A 19,022-nucleotide genomic window follows, 5' to 3' on the forward strand; every position below is an offset into this window, starting at 1 on the left:
TCAGACGAAACGGTCGAAGGGTTGGCGCTGCTTGTGCGCATCGCCAACCAGCACATCCTCGCGCTGAAGATCAGTCAGCCACCACTGGACTTGTCCAGGATGGAACTGGATGGGTCCGTGTGGCTGAAGGTCGCTCTCGGATGCAAGCTGCGCTTGAATCCAGCCGATGAATGCCCGCACGTGCGCTCGGCCCAGGTTGTCCTGGCGGGTAACCAGGTAATAGCCAAAGCGCGAAGGCCATGGCCGGTCTATCGCTACCATCAATCTGCCGCTTCGCAGGTCTTCTTCCGCGTGCTGCGCCTGCACAAGCGCAATGCCCTGGCCACTGGCCGCCGCGCGTAACAACAGCAGGTCTTCGTCAAAACTCGGCCCGCGGCGGCTCCGCTGATCGGGCTCGACACCATGCGCCTGCAACCACAACCTCCAGTCCGCACGGTCGGCATCCTGCAGCAGCGGGTAACGCAGGCAGTCCTGCGGCTCATCCAGCGCCAGCCCGCCGGCAAGCAGGCCAGGGCTGGCTACCGGCAGCAGCACAGGCGCCAGTAGCGGTATCGACTCCAGCCCAGGGTAATCGCCCAGGCCATGGCGCAGGGCAATATCGACAGGATCACGATGCAGGTCGACCAGCTCGGCCGTGGACTGCACACGCACGTCGATCTCCGGGTGCTGCGCATTAAAATCCGCCAAGCGTGGCACAAGCCAACCGGACGCGAACGAGGGTTGAGTACTGATCGTCAGGGTTTTAGCGCGCGTCAGCACTTCAAGGTCCAGCAAGGCGCTTTCGATCTGGCCAAACCCGCGTGAAAGCCCTGGATAAAGGCTCGCGCCAGCCTCGGTGAGCTGCACCCCATAACGGCTCCGGGTCAGCAGGATAACGCCGAGGCGATCTTCCAGCAGACGAATCTGTTGACTGATTGCGCCTGGGGTAACCCCCATACGCTCGGCGGCTGCCTTCAGGCTACTATGTGTTGCGCACAGGCCGCAACGGGCTGATCGAGCTGCTGAATGAGTGGCGCGAGGCCGGGGTCAATCATGCTGCACTGGGCATGCAGATGGCCCAGCGCCCGGCGCAGGAGATCATCCAGGAGCTGGCAGAAGAAGTGCTGCCACTGTTTCCATCGCTGACGGGGCCAGAGCCCCATGGGCAGAACTGGTAGGCATTGCGGTGGCTGCTGGTTGTCAAAAAAGCCATCAGCCGAACCACCGGAGGAATGATCGAAGCGAGCTACTGATGCGCTTGTGTGACCGCCATGGCCCAGCTTAGGCTCTTACAGGATCGGCGGGAGATAGACAACCTGGTCTCGCCCTCCCTGTTTGGCTGCGTAAAGTGCGGTGTCGGCGCGCCGCAGTGCATCATCGATCTGCTCGCTATCGGCGACTAAAGTAGATCCTAGGCTGAGGCTCACCCTCAGCGGACCGCTGGAGAGTTGCATCGGTCTGCTGCCAACGAACAGGCGCACGCGTTCCGCGATCCGCACCAGCTCGTCAGCGTCCTTTACCCGTAGCAATGCGACGAATTCCTCACCGCCCTGGCGTACCAGCAAATCGTCCGGGCGAAGGGCAGCTCGCAAACGACGCGCACACTCGCAGAGCACCTGGTCACCGTCAGCATGACCGTACTTGTCGTTTACCGACTTGAAGTGGTCAAGGTCCGCATACAGAGCACCCAGCTTCAGACCTTTCTCCTTTGCCAAACGGCGTTCACGATCCTGGAAGGCCGCCACCGCGCCGCGGTTCCATAGCTGTGTAAGCGGATCAAGCAAAGCCTTGCGTTGCTCACGGTCCATTTCAAGCCGTAAGTCGTGGTTGGCCTGTATCAAGCTGCGCAGTTGTAGATAACCCTCTGCGAGCGTGGCCAAGTCTCTAAAGTTGGCCTGTTGGGCTTCACTTAGCAGGCGTGGGCGAGGGTCGAACATGCATAACGTTCCGATTGCTTTGCCGTTCCCGGCGCGCAAGGGGTGACCGGCGTAGAAGCGGATGAAGGGTGCGCCAATGACCAGCGGATTATCGGCAAATCGCGCATCGTACTCGGCGTCAGCCACCAGCAGGGTGTCGTCACCCAAAATGGCGTAGCCGCAGAAGGACACATTGCGCGGAGTCTCGTATACATCTAGACCAATCCTGGCCTTGAACCATTGCCGATCGTGATCAATCAGGCTGATCAGTACAGTATCCACGTGCGCCACTTCTTGAGTGAGGCGCACCAGGGTATCCAGGTAATGCTCAGCCGGTGTATCCAGCACATTCATCTCATCGAGGGTACGCTGGCGCAGCGTTTCGTCAGTCGGTATGGGGCAAGCCGGCATGTCTTTTCTCCAGTCCATGGGGGGTAGCGTCTGCAAAAGTCCTACGCTGATTGAAGTCTTCACCACACATACTGCAATCGCAAGGTCCAGGTGTTCACATCCGGTGAACCTGTGCGCTCGGAGACAGTGTCCGAATAGGCAATCAACCCGCCGAACTGCGGCGATAGCATGAAGCCCAAGCTGGCACCCAGCAACGTGTTCTCGCGCCAGGAACACGCCGACGAATGGCCCCCAGGCCAGCCAGAAGGCCCAGAAAAACAACGTCCAACCCCCCATCCAGCCGGCCCCGTCGGGCTCGTAGGGCCATTCCCAGCAGGGCAACATCGCCCACCCTGCGATGCCATAGTGAAACATGGTCCAGATGCGAAGCCGATGATCAGGGTCATCGTCATGATGACGACCACATTGATCGTGCGGGGCAGGATTGCCGGCCAGTGCGCGTTCCGTTCGATAGGCTGGTCACTCCAATCAAGAGAGGATCAGCTATGTCCAGCAAGCAGCAGCAATTGGCATCACAGCCTGTGAACCTGACTCAAAAAGCTTCTCTGATCGAGCAGCAATGGAGCCCAAGGGTTGTCGCCGAAATGAACGACTACCACGTGGTGTAGAGCACAGAACAGCGGCACAGACGGAAACAACACTTATGATGATTGAGCCGCAAGGCGTGTTGAACACCGGTCATGAAGGCGGGGAGCGAACAGCGCTGAATGACGTCTGGATCTGAGTCGACATCGCCAGCAGTGGCTAGCCTCATCAGGGCGTGAAGCGGACACCTGTCGAGAGGCGGCCATTTCATGCCCCATGGTTTGTCAGTTCCAGACCTGGCCCGGCGTATATCTGCTGCAACCCGACATAACCTCCGTCAGCGCGCCACAGAAACTCTCCCCCGACGGGTGCCCCAGCACCACCAGCACACGCTTGCGCATCGTCACTTCATCCTGAACAAGAAGCCTTCAGGGTAAAGCCTGCCCCTGGAGGGAGAGTCAATGGCCCCGGGGCCAAGGGGCCAAAGCTGCCGGCCTGCCATGCACGAACGTCAACGCAGGTAGTCCTGCACCCACTTCACCCAACAATCGGCGCCTATCTTCACCAACGCGTCGTTGAAGTCGTAGTGAGGGTTGTGCACCGAGCACCCATGGAACTCGCCTGTACCATTCCCCAGCATGAAGTAACAGCCAGGCCGCGCCTGCAACATGTAGGCAAAGTCCTCGGTGCCCATGACCTTCTTCGGCATCTTGTCCAGTAACGCGCCGTGGGCGAACAAGGGCCTCAGGCTTTCACGCAGCAACGCGCTTTCGTGATCGCTGTTGCATAACGCGGGCGCCAGTTGAGTGTATTGAACGTCGATCTCCACGCCAAAGCTTTCGGCATGCCCCTTGGCCAGGGCGTCAATGCGACTGTTGATCTTGTGCTGGGTCTCGGCCGTGTCTGTGCGCACGCTGAGCAGCATGCTGGCCTCGTCAGGAATGATGTTGTAGACGGTACCGGCCTGGATCATGCCGATGCTGATAACCGCATATTCCTCGACGCTCAGGTTGCGCGACTTGATGGTCTGGATACCGCTGATCAGGCTGTTCAACGCCATCACCGGGTCCACCGACAGTTCCGGCATCGCCCCGTGCCCACCTTTGCCGGTGATACGAATGCTGACCCGCTCGGAGGACGCCATGGTTGGCCCGGCCTGCACCACGCAGGTACCTACCGGCATGCCGGGCATGTTGTGCAGCGCGTACACCGAGTCACACGGGAAGCGCTCGAACAGGCCGTCGTCGATCATCGCCTTGGCCCCGGCCAGGCCCTCTTCGTCCGGCTGAAAGATCACGTTCAACGTGCCGTTGAAGCTGCGCGTGGCCGCCAGTTGCGCAGCGGCTGCCAGCAGGATCGCGGTGTGCCCGTCATGGCCACAGGCATGCATGCGACCGGGGATCTTGCTGGCATGCGCGAAGGGGTTTTTCTCACTCATGGGCAATGCGTCCATGTCTGCACGCAGGCCGATGCTGCGCGGGCTGTCGCCTGCTTGCAACACCCCGACCACGCCATGCCCGCCGACGTTGCGATGCACTTCATAACCCCAGGCCTGCAACTTGTCGGCCACCAGGGCCGCCGTGTCAGGCGTGTCGCCGCCAAGCTCCGGCGCGGCATGAATCTGCCGGCGAATCACGACGAACTCATCCAGTTCAGCCGCCGGGGCCTGAGATTGGTTGCTCGGGAAAGTAGTCATGTTCAAAGTGCCCATGTCACTCGCATCCTTTGTTTTCGGGGAAGTATTTGAGGCAGGCCAGGCTGACAACACCCCCGGCCAGCAGGAAGTACGCCGGCGCCAACGGGGTGCCGAGCGCAGCAATCAGCCAGGTCGCCATCAGCGGCGAAAACCCGCCAAAGATTGTTACCCCCAGGCTGTAGCTGACCGAGGTGCCGAAGGAGCGCCTCGCTTTCGGGAAGCCCTCCATCATCAGCGCAAAGAACGCGCCGGCACCGATGCAGGTAGGCAGTATCAGCACCGCCACGCACATCATGGCCAGGCCCATGTGCTGCACCTGCCCAAGCAGGTAGAACACCGGCAGGGTCAGCACCACCGGCATGGCAACCGTCCACCCCAGCAGGCGCTTCCTGAGCTGGTACTTGTCAGCAAACTTGCCGGCCAACGGGCAGATGACCGCCATGCAGCCGCTGCTGATACAGGCAATTGCCATCGCGCTGCCTGGCGGGTAATGCAAGGCCGTGGTCAGGTAGGTGGGCATGTAGAACACGAACAGGTACATGCCGATGGTCGAGCTGGCCATCAGGCCGATGCCTTGGGCGATACGTTTGAGCAGTTCAGCGTCCAGCGCCTGTTCGGCCTTGTGCGCCGGGGCGGCCTCATGGGTTTCTGGCAAGCGCGTGCGAATGTACCAACCGACCGGGCCGATCAGCAGGCCGAAGATGAAGGGTATCCGCCATCCCCAGCTTTCCAGGGCAGCAGGGTCGAGCAACTGACTGAGGGCAAAGCCAAAGCCGGCCCCCAGCAATGCAGCGTATCCCTGGCTAGCGGCCTGCCAACTGACGTTCTGGCAACGTTTGCCAACCGCACTGGACTCCATCAGGAACACCGACGCGGTACCCACTTCTCCGCCTGCCGACATGCCTTGGATGAGCCGGCCAGCCACCAGCAGCACCGTTGCAAAAATGCCGATCTGCGAATAGGTGGGCGCAAACGCGATCAGCGCAGTACCCAGGGTCATCAGCCCAATGGTCAGGCTCAATGCCGCCTTGCGCCCACGCCGGTCGGCATAGCGACCGATGACCATTGCCCCGACCGGGCGCATCAGGAAACCGACGCCGAAGGTGGCCAACGACATCAATAACGAAGCCATCGCCGACTCGGAGGGGAAGAAATGCTTGCCGATCAGCACAGCGAAGAAGCTGTAGATCGTGAAATCGTACATTTCCAGCGCATTGCCCAGTGAGCAGGCGATCAAGGTCTTGCGTGAGGACGATGCCTGCGCAGTTGAATGCGCGCCCGTCTGCATGAGGGTCGGTGCGGGTAGCGGTCTGGTCATTGTTATCTCCGTTGGCAATTCGCGGCATGCAGCGAATATCGGCCAATCGGGCAACCAACACACTTGCAGTTTCGGCATGCGGCTAACCAATGGTTAATTGACCGGCCCGGGCGTTGACCAATTTGCCCTAAGGTGGCGCACAGATTGCCTTGCCTGTGCGCGCTGCCCCGATAGTGCTCACGCAACCGGGCCAGAAGCGCGGCCTGGCAGCGTGTTCGAGGCCTGCCTACCCTAGACGTTCTCGCCATCCGTAACGCCCCGCGGGGCCTTGATTAACCAAACGGCATGACGTAGCCGAATAAGCAATCACGCTGCTACCTGCTGTTCACCGACGCTACAGCCACCACATCACTGTGCTGGCCTGGAGTCGTGAATGAACACTCGCACTACGTCGTTGCTGTTGATGATCCAAGGGGCATGCCTTGCCGTGCAGGCACAGGCCGAGGGCTTTCCGACGCTCAGCCGGATTGCGCCAGGTTTTGGTTATTACGGGGTGGATCACGGTTTTGATGACAAACTCAAGGTCTACGGCACCGTGGATGCATTCGCCAGCTATCACGACTCGCAGCACCACTCGGGCTTTCGCCTGGCCGGCGGCGGTGCATGGACCAACAAGCTCGGGCTGTATGCCCGCAAAGGGCTGAACCCCGACACCGTGCTGGAGCTCGACGTCGAGGAGGGTTTCAACGTCAATGGCAAAGCCCTGGAGGGGACCTGGGACACCATCGGTACCCTGCGCCTGGCAACGGTCGCCCTGCGCTCGCGAACCCTGGGCAAGCTTGAGTTTGGCAAGACCTACAGCATGGGCACGCCCACCTACGCCGACCCGTTTCTGGCCACCTACGGCTCGCCCTACACCTACTTGGCCCTGCCTGCTGCCGGCAAGGGCGCCTATTACCTGGACCTGCGCGCCAAGCACACCCTGGCCTACACCAGCCCCAACCTGAACGGCTTCAGCATCGGCACCGCGCTAAGCTTCGGCTTCGACGATGCCGCCAGCCAGGGGCGCACCGTGCGTGGTGGCGGTGCCAAGCTGCAATACCGCAACAACCGGGTAATGCTCCTGGCCTCCTACAACCTGTACTACAGCGACCCATGGGACGACGCCGGCGTCTCACGCCAGACCGCCAACTACTACAAGAGCCTGGCGGCGTTCTACGATTTCGGCCCGCTGGCCACCAGCCTGACCTGGCAACGCCAGGACGTTGACCAGGCCGGCACGCCCAGTACCACGCTGTACACCTTTGGGGTGATGGCGCCGGTCGGCGAGCTGGACGTGCTGCGCCTGGCCGTGATGCAGCGCCAGGTCACCGCCCGAGACAAGGACGCAGCAGGGGTGATGATCGGCTATGACCATTTCATCACTCCGCGCTGGGCCATTTATGGACGGCTCGGCCTGATCGCCAACCAGCGTGCGTCGTCCGTCACCTACGCCGGCACCCCGGTGGACCAGGTTGGCGACAACCCCAGCAATGTCTCGCTAGGCATGTACTACCACTTCTGAGGCCACGGGGCGGGTTTGCCTGAGCACCTGCCCGCGCAAGCTGTGAAACAGCTCCTGGGCAGGCGCTGTGAGGCTGTGGCGGTCGATACAGACCAGGTTGATAGGGTAGTCCGGGATCAGCTCCTGCACCGCCATGGCCACGTACTCGCCATGCACGCCCAAAGTGAACCCCTGGTCCACCGCCAGCTCACTGATAGTCATCAACGATTCGGTGTTTTTCAGCAGTTTGAGCGCCATCATCACCGAGGTGCATTCAACGGTGTTCTGCGGGACCTGGAGGCCATTGACCTCGAACAGCTGGTGAAACTGCGAAGCCTGGTCCGACAGCTCATCCAGGCTGATCCAGTGGCCATACTGCAAGGTGCGCAGTGACTTGGAAAACTTTTGTGCGTTGGACGCGTGGCAAATCACCCTGCCCTTGATACTGCCCAGCGCCTCCCAGTCCAGGCTCAGCCGGCTCAGCGGTTGCTGCGAGGTAATGGCAAAGTCCAGGCTGCCGTCGCGCAGGCGTTGCAGGATCTGGCTGGGGCGCAAGTCGGTGATGGTGATCTTCACCCGCGGGTACTTGCGCCGGAAGGCCAGGATGCTCTCATCGACACCATCGAGCATCGCCGTCAGCGATGTCACCCCGATCGACACCGCGCCCAGCGCGGCATCCTGAATGCTCGCGGCTTCGATCTGCAGGCGACGGATGCTCTCCACCACGAGGTTGGCGTGGCGGATGACGCGCTTGCCTTCCTCGGTAAGGGCCATGCCTTTGTGCGACCGCTGCAACAGGCTGAAGCCGACTTCCCGCTCCAGTTCCTTGATCGAACGGCTCAGCGCAGGCTGGGTAATGTGCATGAGCTTGGAAGCTTCAAGGATGCTGCCTGCGTTGTGGATGGCGACCAGCGCCTTGAGTTGATGCAGTTTCAACCGTCTTTTCCCTTGTTGTTATCGGGTCGGTTTGAAATAGGCTTTGGCGACCCTGACAGGCCCTGACTGAAAGGCCTGGCGGCTAAACGTGACGCAACGTGGCCAGCACGCTCGCCGCATCACTGACCTCGAACTTGCCAGGCGCTTCGACAGCAATGTGTTTGACAACCAGGTTGTCGACCACCATGGCGTAACGCAGCGAACGGCACCCCAATCCACGCGCCGACAGGTCCTGGATCAGGCCCAGTGCGTCGCTGAATTCGCCGTTACCATCGCCGATCATCCTCACCGCTTCGCCCACCTGCAGGCTGTTGCCCCAGGCATTCATGACAAAGGCATCGTTCACCGAAACGCAGAGAATTTCATCAACCCCAGCGGCAAACAACGCGGGTGCCTCAGCAACATACCCCGGGACGTGGCGTTCGGAGCAGGTAGGCGTGAACGCGCCAGGCAAACCGAAAATCACTACTGTTTTCTGCTCGCAGCGCGCGCGAATGGAAAAAGCATTCGGGCCGATTGCGCAGGCGCCTTCGTCGTTGTTGTACGCGTACAGTGTAACGTCGGGCAATTGATCGCCAGTCTTGATCATTGTTGTCTCCTGGATGCATGGATGGCTGGGCACGCCATGATGCCGCAGTCCACCAAGCCAGGTACACCATACCCGCCGCAGCGGCGCTTCAACTCGCCAATATCGCCTGGGTATGGTCGATGGAAGGAACAGGCACCAACGCACGCCGAGCCGTCAGCCATTCCCGCATGCGTGCAGTATCGAAAATCTGCCCCTCTTCCATCATCACCAGGATGAGTGCTTGTGACATTCGGTAACATCCACACTGGGAACAATGCCGCTCTTCCCATCCCTGGGTGCATTCGACGGATTGCGCCTGTCCCGCGCAAATCAGACAACTCATGTAAGCCCCCTTTTGTTTTTGTCCATGGAGGTGAGCGCAAGGTTACGAAGATCCTATGCCAGGCGCTGTACATGAGATTTCCATGCCAACTTTTAATTCCCTCCCTGTTCAGACCAAAAATCAAGGGGCCATGCGCCAACGGCTCAGCCGGTTTGTGCCAACTGCACCTGCAAAAATGCCATCAACGCCCCCGCCGCGGGTGACAAGCTGCGCCCCTTGCGGGTGAGCATGCCGATATGCCGCTCTACCATGGGCTCTACAAGCGGTACGAACGCCAGCTTGTCGTTTTCCTGCGGAAAAGCGAGGTACGGCAGGGTGCTGATCCCCACCCCCTCCTCCAGCATGGCGATCAACGAAATCATGTTGGAGATGAAAAGCCGGCTGTGCGATAGCAAACCCTCGGCCTCGGTGCCTGCCAGCAGTTGCGAGGTACCATTGCGGATCATCGGCACGCCCTGCAACTGCGCCCAGTGCAGCGGATCACCCGCCTGCGCCAACGGGTGGTCGCTACGGCACACCACGCCCACCTGATCGTTCACGATCGGGGCGAATTCAACCTGCTCATCATCCATCCACAGGCTGCTGATGCCGAAATCCACCTGCCCTTGGGCCAGCAACTGCTGCACACGTTCGGCGGTGCCATCCTGGATGCTGACCTGCACGTTCGGGTGTGCGGCCACGAACCGGGCCAGCGGCCCTGGCAGCATGCGGCTGGCCACCGAAGGTACCGTGGCGATGCTGACCTGGCCAATTTCATGCCGGGCAAGCAGCGTGGCTTCACGGGCGATACGGTCATGGTGCTCGATCAAACCGCGAAACAACGGCAGGCAATGCTCGCCGAAGGGCGTCAGCTCTACCCGTCCCCCGCCCTTCTCGACCAATGCCTGGCCCAGCTTCTGCTCCAGTTCACGCACGGCCAGGGATATCGCCGGCTGGGTGCGAAAGGCCTGGCGGGCGGCGGCATGGAAGCTCTTGAGTTCGGCGACCAGTACGAAGTAGCGCAATTGGGCGATCTTCAGCTCGGGCAACATGGTTAGCATTCCTTATCAAAGCATTTTTTTTATTAATTTTTATTTGCTGCATATTGCTCGCATGATGAATGTCATGCAAACAGAGGCGTTCATCCATGTCACACAAGACCTACAACAACTACATTGATGGCCAGTGGTGCGAAGGCCACACCACCCTGGGCAACTACAGCCCCTCGGACACCGGCGACCTGATCGGCCAGTACCATCAGGCCAGCGCCGAACAGGCCCGCCAGGCCATCCAGGCCGCCCGCGCCGCACAACCGCAGTGGGCCGCCAGCGGCCTGGAAGCCCGTCAGCAAATTCTGATGGCCATTGGCGACGAACTGATTGCCCGCAAGGAAGAGCTCGGCGAACTGCTCTCGCGAGAAGAAGGCAAGCCCCTGGCCGAAGGCATCGGCGAGGTCAACCGCAGCGGCCAGTTCTTCCATTACTACGCCGCCGAAGTACTGCGCCAGATGGGCGAGACCGCCGCCTCGGTGCGCGCCGGGGTCGACATCGAAGTGCATCGCGAACCGGTGGGTGTGGTGGGCATCATCACCCCATGGAACTTCCCCATGGCCACCGCCGCCTGGAAAATCGCCCCGGCCCTGGCCTTCGGCAACGCCGTGGTGTTCAAGCCGGCCAACCTGGTGCCGGCCAGTGCCTGGGCACTCACCGAGATCATCAGCCGCCAGGGCTTGCCCAACGGTACCTTCAACCTGGTGATGGGCAGCGGCGCCGACGTCGGCGAAGCCCTGGTGCAGTCCGCCGACATCGATGCCCTGACGTTCACCGGTTCGCTGCAGACTGGCCGGCGCGTGGCGGTCGCCACCGCAGGTAACCTGGTGCGCTGCCAGCTGGAAATGGGCAGCAAGAATGCCTTGGTGGTCATGGATGACGCCGACCTTGAACTGGCCGTGGAATGCGCGCTCAACGGTGCCTTCTTCGGCACCGGGCAGAAGTGCACGGCTTCGTCACGACTGATTGTCTGCGACGCCATCCACGACCGCTTCGTCGAGGCCCTGCGCCTGCGCATGCGCCAGCTCAAGGTCGGCCATGCCCTGGAGGCCGGCGTGCAGATCGGCCCGGTGGCCGACGCGCGCCAGCTGGAACAGAACCTCGCCTACCTGCAGTTGGCCCAGGCCGAAGGCGCCACCCTTATCGAAGGTGGCGAACGCCTGCAACTGGAGAGCGACGGCTACTACATGCGCCCGGCGCTGTTCATCGACAGCCGCAACGACATGCGCATCAACCGGGAGGAAGTGTTCGGCCCCATCGCCTGCGTGATCCGCGTACGCGACTTCGAAGAGGCACTGGCCACCCTCAACGACACCGAATACGGCCTCACTGCCGGCATCATCACCCAGTCGCTGCGCCACGCCAGCCACTTCAAGCGCCGCGCCCAGACCGGCTGCGTAATGGTCAACCTGCCCACCGCTGGCACCGACTACCACGTGCCGTTCGGTGGCCGCAAAGCCTCAAGTTTCGGCCCACGGGAACAGGGCCAGTACGCCCGTGACTTCTACACCGTGGTCAAGACCACCTACCTGCGGCCCTGAAGGAGTACACGCCATGCACGACCTCTTGATGATCGACGGCCTGCAGTACTCCAACTGGAGCCCGGAAATATTCCAGCAGATGCAGGCCGGTGGCCTGAGCGCGGTGCACGCCACCATCGCCTACCACGAGAACGCCCGCGAAACCCTGTCGCGCCTGGGCGAATGGAACCGCCGCTTCGAGACCTGGCCCGAGCTGATCCGCCCGGTGCGCACGGCCAGCGACATCCGTCTGGCGCACGAGGAAGGCCGGGTGGGGATTTTCTTCGGCTTCCAGAACTGCTCGCCGATCGAGGACGACATCGCCCTGGTGGAAGTCTTCCGCCAGCTCGGGGTGTTCGTCATGCAGCTGACCTACAACAACCAAAGCCTGCTGGCCAGCGGCTGCTATGAGCGCGAAGACAACGGCATCAGCCGCTTTGGCCGCCAGGTGATCGCCGAAATGAACCGCGTCGGCATGCTCATCGACATGTCCCACAGCGCAGAACGCAGCACCCTGGAGGCCATCGAGCTGTCGAGCCGACCGGTGATCATCTCCCACGCCAACCCGGCCAGCTTCCACGCCGCCAAACGCAACAAGTCCGATGCGGTGCTGCGCGGGATCGCAGCATCAGGCGGGCTGCTGGGCTTCAGCACCTACCCTTTTCACCTCAAGGGTGCCTCGGGCTGCAGCCTGGAAAGCTTCTGCGACATGGTCGCGCGCACCGCCGACCTGATGGGCGTGGAGCATATCGGCATCGGCACCGACCTGTGCCAGGCGCAACCACTGGCCGTGCTGGAATGGATGCGCAACGGCCGCTGGAGCAAGGACAAGGACTACGGCGAAGGCTCCAAGGACAACGCCAACTGGCCAGCGCCCTTGCAGTGGTTCCGCGACAGCCGTGACTTCGGCAACATCGCCCAGGGCCTGCGCGCGCGTGGCTTTGCCGAACAGGATGTGGCCAACATCATGGGCCTGAACTGGTTGCGCCTGCTGGAGACTGCCACCACGGCACAGGCCTGAGCCCCTTGCACGGACAGCATCCACAATAACAACAATCGCAGGTTCCGGAGGCTTCATGAAAAACCCAACCACCCTGCAGGCTGAAGTCCAGGCCATGGGCCTGCCAATGGCACGCGACATCGACTGGCCGCTGTTCGTGATTAGCGGCGGGTTCCTCGGCGCCTTCCTCCTGGCGGCACTGATCGACATCGACAGCGTGTCGGCGCTGGTCAATACCCTGTTCGCCTGGTCGACCAGGTTCTTTGGCCTCTACTGGCAAGTGCTGATGCTGGCAACCTTCGCCGTCAGCCTGTTCATCGGTTTTTCCAGATGCGGGCGCGTCCGCCTGGGCGGCGTCACCCAGCGCCCGGACATCAGCACCTTCAACTGGATCGCGGTGATCATGTGCGCCCTGCTGGCAGGTGGCGGCGCCTTCTGGGCCGCTGCCGAACCGATGATGCACTTTGCCAGCCCGCCGCCCCTATTCGCCGGCCTGCAGCCGCACAGCGAAGCGGCGGCCACCGCGGCACTGGCGCAATCGTTCGTGCACTGGGGCTTTCTCGCCTGGGCTGTGCTGGGCAGCCTGCTGGCCATCGTGCTGATGCACCTGCACTACGACAAAGGCCTGCCGCTGGCGCCGCGTACCCTGCTTTACCCGCTGTTCGGCGAGCGGGCGCTCAAAGGCCCGATCGGCACCTTGGCCGACGCCACCTCGATCATCGCCGTGGTCGCCGGCACCATCGGCCCGATCGGCTTCCTCGGCCTGCAGATCAGCAGCGCCATGCATGCGGTGTGGGGCTTGCCCAACGATATCGTCACTCAGTCGCTGACCATCGTCCTGGTCACGGCCATGTACACCGTCTCGTGCCTGGTGGGCCTCAAAGGCATCCGTTTTGTCAGCGAGATCAACGTCTGGCTGATGATCGGCCTGGCGCTGTTCATGGTGGTGTTCGGGCCGACGCTGTTCATCCTCGGCGGCTTCCCGGCGGCCTTTGCCCTGCATGTGGAGCACTTCATTCCGATGGCGATGTTCCGCGCCGACCCCAAGTGGCTGGACTGGTGGACGGTGTTCTACTGGGGCTGGTTTATTGGCTACGCGCCGATGGTGGCACTGTACGTCGCGCGGATCTCGCGGGGCCGAACCATTCGCGAGATCATCATGACACTGTCGATCATCGCGCCGCTGGTGACCATGTTCTGGTTCACCGTGGTGGGTGGCACCGGTATCGGCCTGGAGCTGCAAACGCCAGGCATCGTCACCGCCCACGGCACCCAGCCCGAGGACCTGCTGCTGGGGGTGACGCAGAACCTGCCACTGGGTGGCCTGATCAGCGCGCTGTTCCTTTTCCTGAGCTTCATCTCGGTGGCCACCAATGGCGATGCCATGGCCTTCACCGTGGCGCTGGCGATGTCCAGCAACGATAAACCGAAAAAATGGCTGTGCGGTTTCTGGGCCATCGGCATGGGCCTGGCAGCGGTGGTGCTGATCACCATCGGCGCTGGCGGCGTGACGGCCCTGCAGTCCTTTATTGTCATTACCGCGGTACCGGTGTCGCTGGTGATCCTGCCAGCCTTGTGGGATGCAGTGCGCATCGCCCGGCACATGGCCCGCGAACAAGGCGTCTGAACATGATCCATCCAGGTACAACAACAATGCCCAACACCGTGCCTGCAATACCCGCGATGCGCCCTGCCAGCCAGGTCATGGACCTGGCCCGGCTGGGCAGCCACTTCCAGAGCCCGCTGAGCTTCGTGCGCAGCAGCATGCGGCGGATGATGCAGCAGCACTGGCACATCCAGCGCAGCTGCTTCGACCTGGACGGCCAAGGCTTCGGCACCGCGATCTACCGCATCGACACGCCGAATGGCCATTACCACTGCGTGATCTTCTCGGCCTACCTGCCGCCGGAAAAGCGCAGCGACCGGGTCATCGCCGACCAGTGGGACGTCACCTTCGTGCTGGTGACGGGTGATGTCGATGCCGAGCAACTGGCCGATCTGCAGCGTAACGTGCCGCTGCAGGAGGCTGGCCGCTTCGATGCCCGCGTGCTGGTACTATCACGGGCCAACCGTAGCTTGCGCAATTTCGACCGGTTCCTGGCGGCGCTGGCTGAGGGCCAACAGCCCGACCCAGGCCAGTTGGCCGAGGTCGGCTACCTGTATCGCACCACGGCAGTGTACGGCAATGGCAAGTTCGGCATCGCCGACTTTGGCTGCCTGCAGGACAACCCGGACTTCAACCAGCCGTTCAGCGCGCAGATGTTCACGGTCTACCTGCTGCGCCACTTCAGCATCGAGCAGATCAACCACATGGCCCAGGCGCTCGACCCGCAGCGGGCAGTGCAACTGGCCCCGCCCCTGCAACGTTACCTGGGGGTCGGCAACGCGACCGGGTTGGGCATGGCCCCGTTCCTGATCAACCACCCGCAGCTGGTGGAACGCTGGATCAGCACCCGGGAAACCGCCCTGGCCCTGGTGTTGGCGCAGCCGGCCGACCCTGACCGGTTGGTGCGCCTGCAGGCACTGCTGGCACGCGCCCGCCTGCATTTGGAACAGTCCCGGACCGAAGACCAGCGCCAGCATGAGCAGAACCTGCAAACCTTGGCCGAGCTTGCTTTACTGACCACCTGGCTTGGCGCACAAGCCATCGGCGCGGGCCTTTGGTCGCGCCTGCTGGCCTGGGCTGAGGCACAGGTGGGGGTGGGCTGCCAAGAACTGCTGGCAAGCCTGCTGCTAGAGCTGTACCCCGAGCAGGTCACGCCACTGGCCGAGCACATGGGCGTCAACGAAAGCTGGCAGCTGGACGCGCAGATGCCCCTTGGGCAACTGCGCCAGCTCATCGAGCAGCAGTACGGCTGGGCGCTGGAGTACGACTTCAGTGCCGTGGATGCCGAGCACTTCTTCTGGTACCGCTCGGCCGAGAAAGAGGAGCCGCGCCTGGGCATGCGCGGCGAGGAACCGGGGGCCGAAAAAGAAATGCAGCTGGGCATTGCCCGTAATATCCAGCAGTGCCACGCCGCATTGCTGAAGCACCTGCAGCTGGAGCCCCAAGCGCTGACCGCGCACTTCCTGATCGCCCAACCGGCGTTCAAGGGCACGGTGCGCCGCCTGCAAGGCATGGCTCAGACGACCTACGGCGAAATCCGCGCCAACCTGCTGGCACGGGACATGCTGCCGATTCACCTGCTGCGCTGCAAACTGGCGTTTTTCGGCGCGGGCAAGTTCGACCCCAAGTCGAGCCGCTGGGTGCGTATCACGCTGTTCCAGGGCGCACCACTGGTCAGCGACATCGGCCAACCGTTCGCAGACGACTGGAATTTCGCGGTCATGCCGCAAGGGGAACTTTGACCATGCGCGTATCGCTTAACGAAATACAGGTGATGTGCCGCAAGGCCTTCGAAGGCATGGGCTTCGCCCCCGGCGACTGCGAGGATGCCGCCGAGCTGGTGGGCTGGCTGCAATTGCAAGGGCTGGATGGCGTGGGTGCGCTGGAAAAGGCCCTGCTCTACCTGCAAGCCGAAGCCGCCCAGCCATACGCCCTGAGCCACGAGGATGACACCCTGCTGGTGATCGACGCCAAGGGCCAGAGCGTGTTGCGCTGCGCCGCAACGGTGGTGGAACTGGCAGCCGCCAAGGCCATGCGCCGTGGTCAGGCCGAGCTGCGCATCCACCACTGCCACAACCGCTTGCTGCTGCTGGGTTACCTGAGCCGGGCAGCTGTGCTGGGGCTGCACGTGCAAGCTCGCTGGGAGGACGCCCGTCAGTGCCACCTGGCCGACTTTACTGCCGGCATTCAGCGCCCGGCACTGCGCAGTGAAGCCCGGCCCGGCACCATTGACGCGGCCGAGCAAAGCGTCACGGTGCTGTTCAGCCGGCCAGGCCAGACCGCAACGGCGCCAGCCAATACGCAGAGCACCTTGCATCAGGGCTTTACAGTCAACGAACACACCTGGCAACGGCTCAAGCAGCTGGCCGAACACATCCTCGTCGAAAGCACCGATGCCTCGCGCCGCCACGGCGCAGGCGGCGGCAGCGATGCTGACTGAAGCCGCTCATCACTCAGGAAACCAACGTATGAAACATGCAATCAAGACAGAGCTGTTCGCCTCCAGGGCCCCCCTGGAATGGGCGGTAGTCGGCAACGGTACGCTCTACACCGCCCAGATCCCCATCGACGCACAGGGCCAGGTGGTTGCTGGCGGCATCGAGGCGCAGGCCCGCCAGACACTGGACAACCTGCGTCACACGCTGGAAGCCGCCGGCAGCTCGCTGGATGCCGTGACCCAGGTGCTGATCTACGTGACCGACCGCCAATACCTGGCCACCGTCAACAGCCTGTATGCCGACTACTTCCAGGCCCCCTACCCTAACCGCGCGGCAATCGTAGTGGCGGGGTTGGCACGCGAAGAAATGCTGGTGGAGCTGGTGGTGTACGCCTGCCTTTGAGGGCATTGAGGGCCTTGAGGCGCTCGTCTGGAGGTTTTCAGCGCCTGTGCGATCGAGCGCCGCCCGCGCGGCGCTCGATATACGCCCCACATAACCCCCAAGACATGCACCCGGAACACTTCCCTTTTCCCCGCCAGGCACCGGCCTGTGCCCCATCTCGGTTCAAAACCCTCTCCCTGATTAAAACCGCACTTATTTGATGCATCGGCCAAAGCCGCCCGACAGCGCCGGCCGGCCATGCCCCTCGCATTTCCCGCATTCCCGGCACTGCCAAGCGTGTTCGGCACTTTCATTGCAAAGGCTGTTTGTGCCCTACGCACAGCCAATCAATCGCAACCGAGGCTTACGCCAGACACAGCATCCCCTTACCCGAGCAAGGCAGCACCCTGAAAAACGCAGATGAATCGCAATAAAGCTGTCGGCGACGGCGGCAAGGAGTGGGTATGTCCCGGGCTTTTTTCAATGAAATGTACGAAGCGAACGGCAGTTGCCGCCCGCATTACCAGGAGTTCGCCCGCTGGCTGGCCAACACCCCGCTGGAGCTGCTGGAACAGCGCCGGCGCGAGGCCGACCTGCTGTTTCACCGTGCAGGCATCACCTTCACTTTGTACGGCGATAGCCAGGACACCGAGCGCCTGATCCCCTTCGATATCATCCCGCGCAGCATCCGCGCCAGCGAGTGGCGCACGGTCGAGCGTGGCTGTATCCAGCGGGTGCAGGCCCTTAACCTGTTCCTGGAGGACATCTACCACGACTAGCGCATCCTCAAGGCCGGCATCATCCCGCCTGAGCAGGTACTGGCCAACGAGGGCTACCAGATCGCCATGCAGGGCCTGGACCTGCACCGTGGGCTGTATGCCCATATCGCCGGTGTCGACCTGGTGCGTGACGGCGATGGCAGCTACTTCGTGCTGGAAGACAACCTGCGTACCCCCAGCGGCGTCAGCTACATGCTCGAAGACCGCAAAATGATGATGCGCCTGTTCCCCGAACTGTTTGCCGCCCAGCGTATCGCGCCCATCGACCACTACCCCAACCTGCTGCTGGACACGCTCAAGAGCGCCAGCCCGCTGGATAACCCCACTGCCGTACTGCTCACCCCGGGCCGTTTCAACAGCGCCTACTTCGAGCATGCCTTCCTGGCCCGGGAGATGGGCATCGAGCTGGTCGAAGGCGCAGACCTGTTCGTGCGTGACGAGCATGTCTACATGCGCACCACGGCCGGCCCCCAGCAGGTGGACGTGATCTACCGCCGGCTGGACGACGACTACCTCGACCCGCTGTCCTTCAACCCTGACTCGACGCTGGGCGTACCGGGGCTTATCTCGGTTTACCGCGCCGGCAATGTGGTGCTGGCCAACGCCGTCGGCACGGGCGTGGCCGACGACAAGTCGATCTACCCGTATGTGGACGACATGATCCGTTTCTACCTGAGCGAAGAGCCGATCCTCAACAACGTGCCAACCTGGCAGTGCCGCAAACCCGCAGACCTGTCCCATGTCCTGGCCCACCTGCCCGAGCTGGTGGTCAAGGAAACCCAGGGCTCCGGCGGCTATGGGATGTTGGTGGGGCCGGCATCGACCAGCGCCCAGATCGAGGATTTCCGCGCGCGTATCAAAGCCCGCCCGCACGCCTATATCGCGCAACCCACCTTGTGCCTGTCGACCTGCCCCACCTTCGTCGACAGCGGCATCGCGCCGCGCCACATCGACTTGCGCCCGTTCGTGCTATCGGGCAGTGAAACGCGCCTGGTGCCTGGCGGCCTGACCCGCGTGGCCTTGCAGGAAGGCTCGCTGGTGGTCAACTCGTCGCAGGGCGGCGGTACCAAGGACACCTGGGTGGTAGAGGACTGA

The 19,022-nt window shown here is 62.4% G+C and carries 15 protein-coding genes and 5 pseudogenes; 10 read left to right on the forward strand and 10 right to left on the reverse strand.

What is annotated here, in order from left to right; genetic code table 11:
- Positions 1-936: a LysR substrate-binding domain-containing protein gene (locus SB765_RS15495; RefSeq protein WP_410931537.1), complete on the reverse strand. Its 936-nt coding sequence runs from the start codon at positions 934-936 to the stop codon at positions 1-3.
- Here SB765_RS15495 and SB765_RS15500 point away from each other — a divergent pair.
- Positions 930-1,157 (forward strand): annotated as a pseudogene (locus SB765_RS15500) (LLM class flavin-dependent oxidoreductase); the annotation flags it as partial. The gene SB765_RS15495 and the pseudogene SB765_RS15500 overlap by 7 nt on opposite strands.
- A 111-nt stretch (positions 1,158-1,268) precedes the next feature.
- Here SB765_RS15500 and SB765_RS15505 read toward each other — a convergent pair.
- From SB765_RS15505 to SB765_RS15515, 3 genes and pseudogenes are all read right to left on the reverse strand, one after another.
- Positions 1,269-2,306: a GGDEF domain-containing protein gene (locus SB765_RS15505; protein WP_341795873.1), complete on the reverse strand. Its 1,038-nt coding sequence runs from the start codon at positions 2,304-2,306 to the stop codon at positions 1,269-1,271.
- 59 nt (positions 2,307-2,365) lie between these two features.
- Positions 2,366-2,512, reverse strand: a pseudogene (locus SB765_RS15510) (transporter); the annotation flags it as partial.
- Positions 2,513-2,546: 34 nt separating this feature from the next.
- Positions 2,547-2,660: pseudogene (locus SB765_RS15515) on the reverse strand (hypothetical protein); the annotation flags it as partial.
- 131 nt (positions 2,661-2,791) lie between these two features.
- Between SB765_RS15515 and SB765_RS15520 the strand changes: the two are divergent.
- Positions 2,792-3,030, forward strand: a pseudogene (locus SB765_RS15520) (hypothetical protein).
- Between the two features lie 312 nt (positions 3,031-3,342).
- Here SB765_RS15520 and SB765_RS15525 read toward each other — a convergent pair.
- Positions 3,343-4,527: a M20 aminoacylase family protein gene (locus SB765_RS15525; RefSeq protein ID WP_410910704.1), complete on the reverse strand. Its 1,185-nt coding sequence runs from the start codon at positions 4,525-4,527 to the stop codon at positions 3,343-3,345.
- Positions 4,528-4,543: 16 nt separating this feature from the next.
- On the reverse strand, positions 4,544-5,845 hold the full coding sequence (locus tag SB765_RS15530; protein ID WP_410931538.1) for an MFS transporter: 1,302 nt from the start codon (positions 5,843-5,845) through the stop codon (positions 4,544-4,546).
- 373 nt (positions 5,846-6,218) lie between these two features.
- Between SB765_RS15530 and SB765_RS15535 the strand changes: the two genes are divergently transcribed.
- A complete protein-coding gene (locus SB765_RS15535; RefSeq protein ID WP_410931539.1) occupies positions 6,219-7,349 on the forward strand; it encodes a porin in 1,131 nt (376 codons plus the stop codon).
- On the opposite strand, the gene SB765_RS15540 is transcribed toward SB765_RS15535, so the two are convergent.
- The 4 genes from SB765_RS15540 to SB765_RS15555 all read right to left on the reverse strand — a co-directional run bounded on the left by SB765_RS15540 (position 7,326) and on the right by SB765_RS15555 (position 10,206).
- Positions 7,326-8,264, reverse strand: a complete 939-nt coding sequence (locus tag SB765_RS15540) for a LysR family transcriptional regulator (protein WP_341795877.1) — start codon at positions 8,262-8,264, stop codon at positions 7,326-7,328. The two genes, SB765_RS15535 and SB765_RS15540, sit on opposite strands and share 24 nt — an antisense overlap.
- Before the next feature lie 82 nt (positions 8,265-8,346).
- Entirely contained in the window at positions 8,347-8,853 is a 507-nt protein-coding gene (locus tag SB765_RS15545) for a peroxiredoxin (RefSeq protein ID WP_341795878.1), read from the reverse strand.
- Positions 8,854-8,941: 88 nt separating this feature from the next.
- Positions 8,942-9,082 (reverse strand): hypothetical protein, encoded by a 141-nt coding sequence (locus tag SB765_RS15550; RefSeq protein ID WP_174369350.1) that lies wholly within the window; start codon positions 9,080-9,082, stop codon positions 8,942-8,944.
- Positions 9,083-9,318: 236 nt separating this feature from the next.
- Entirely contained in the window at positions 9,319-10,206 is an 888-nt protein-coding gene (locus tag SB765_RS15555) for a LysR substrate-binding domain-containing protein (protein WP_410931540.1), read from the reverse strand.
- A 95-nt stretch (positions 10,207-10,301) separates the two neighbouring features.
- On the opposite strand from SB765_RS15555, the gene SB765_RS15560 reads away from it, so the two are divergent.
- The 7 genes and pseudogenes from SB765_RS15560 to SB765_RS15590 all read left to right on the forward strand — a co-directional run bounded on the left by SB765_RS15560 (position 10,302) and on the right by SB765_RS15590 (position 19,022).
- Complete coding sequence (locus tag SB765_RS15560; RefSeq protein WP_410910494.1) at positions 10,302-11,744, forward strand: aldehyde dehydrogenase family protein; 1,443 nt, start codon at positions 10,302-10,304, stop codon at positions 11,742-11,744.
- Positions 11,745-11,757: 13 nt separating this feature from the next.
- On the forward strand, positions 11,758-12,744 hold the full coding sequence (locus tag SB765_RS15565) for a dipeptidase (protein ID WP_016500202.1): 987 nt from the start codon (positions 11,758-11,760) through the stop codon (positions 12,742-12,744).
- A gap of 55 nt (positions 12,745-12,799) precedes the next feature.
- A complete protein-coding gene (locus tag SB765_RS15570) occupies positions 12,800-14,350 on the forward strand; it encodes a BCCT family transporter (protein ID WP_410931541.1) in 1,551 nt (516 codons plus the stop codon).
- Positions 14,351-14,376: 26 nt separating this feature from the next.
- Positions 14,377-16,071, forward strand: coding sequence for a hypothetical protein (locus SB765_RS15575; RefSeq protein WP_341795882.1), 1,695 nt, complete (start codon positions 14,377-14,379; stop codon positions 16,069-16,071).
- Positions 16,072-16,073: 2 nt separating this feature from the next.
- Positions 16,074-16,769: a DUF3726 domain-containing protein gene (locus SB765_RS15580; protein ID WP_341795883.1), complete on the forward strand. Its 696-nt coding sequence runs from the start codon at positions 16,074-16,076 to the stop codon at positions 16,767-16,769.
- Positions 16,770-16,797: 28 nt separating this feature from the next.
- The gene (locus SB765_RS15585; RefSeq protein ID WP_028613671.1) at positions 16,798-17,169 is read left to right on the forward strand and encodes a RidA family protein; all 372 of its coding nucleotides are present in this window, start codon (positions 16,798-16,800) and stop codon (positions 17,167-17,169) included.
- A gap of 443 nt (positions 17,170-17,612) precedes the next feature.
- Positions 17,613-19,022: pseudogene (locus SB765_RS15590) on the forward strand (circularly permuted type 2 ATP-grasp protein).

Origin of the sequence: Pseudomonas sp. SIMBA_067 (assembly GCF_046534675.1) — a bacterium.
Classification (GTDB): domain Bacteria; phylum Pseudomonadota; class Gammaproteobacteria; order Pseudomonadales; family Pseudomonadaceae; genus Aquipseudomonas; species Aquipseudomonas putida.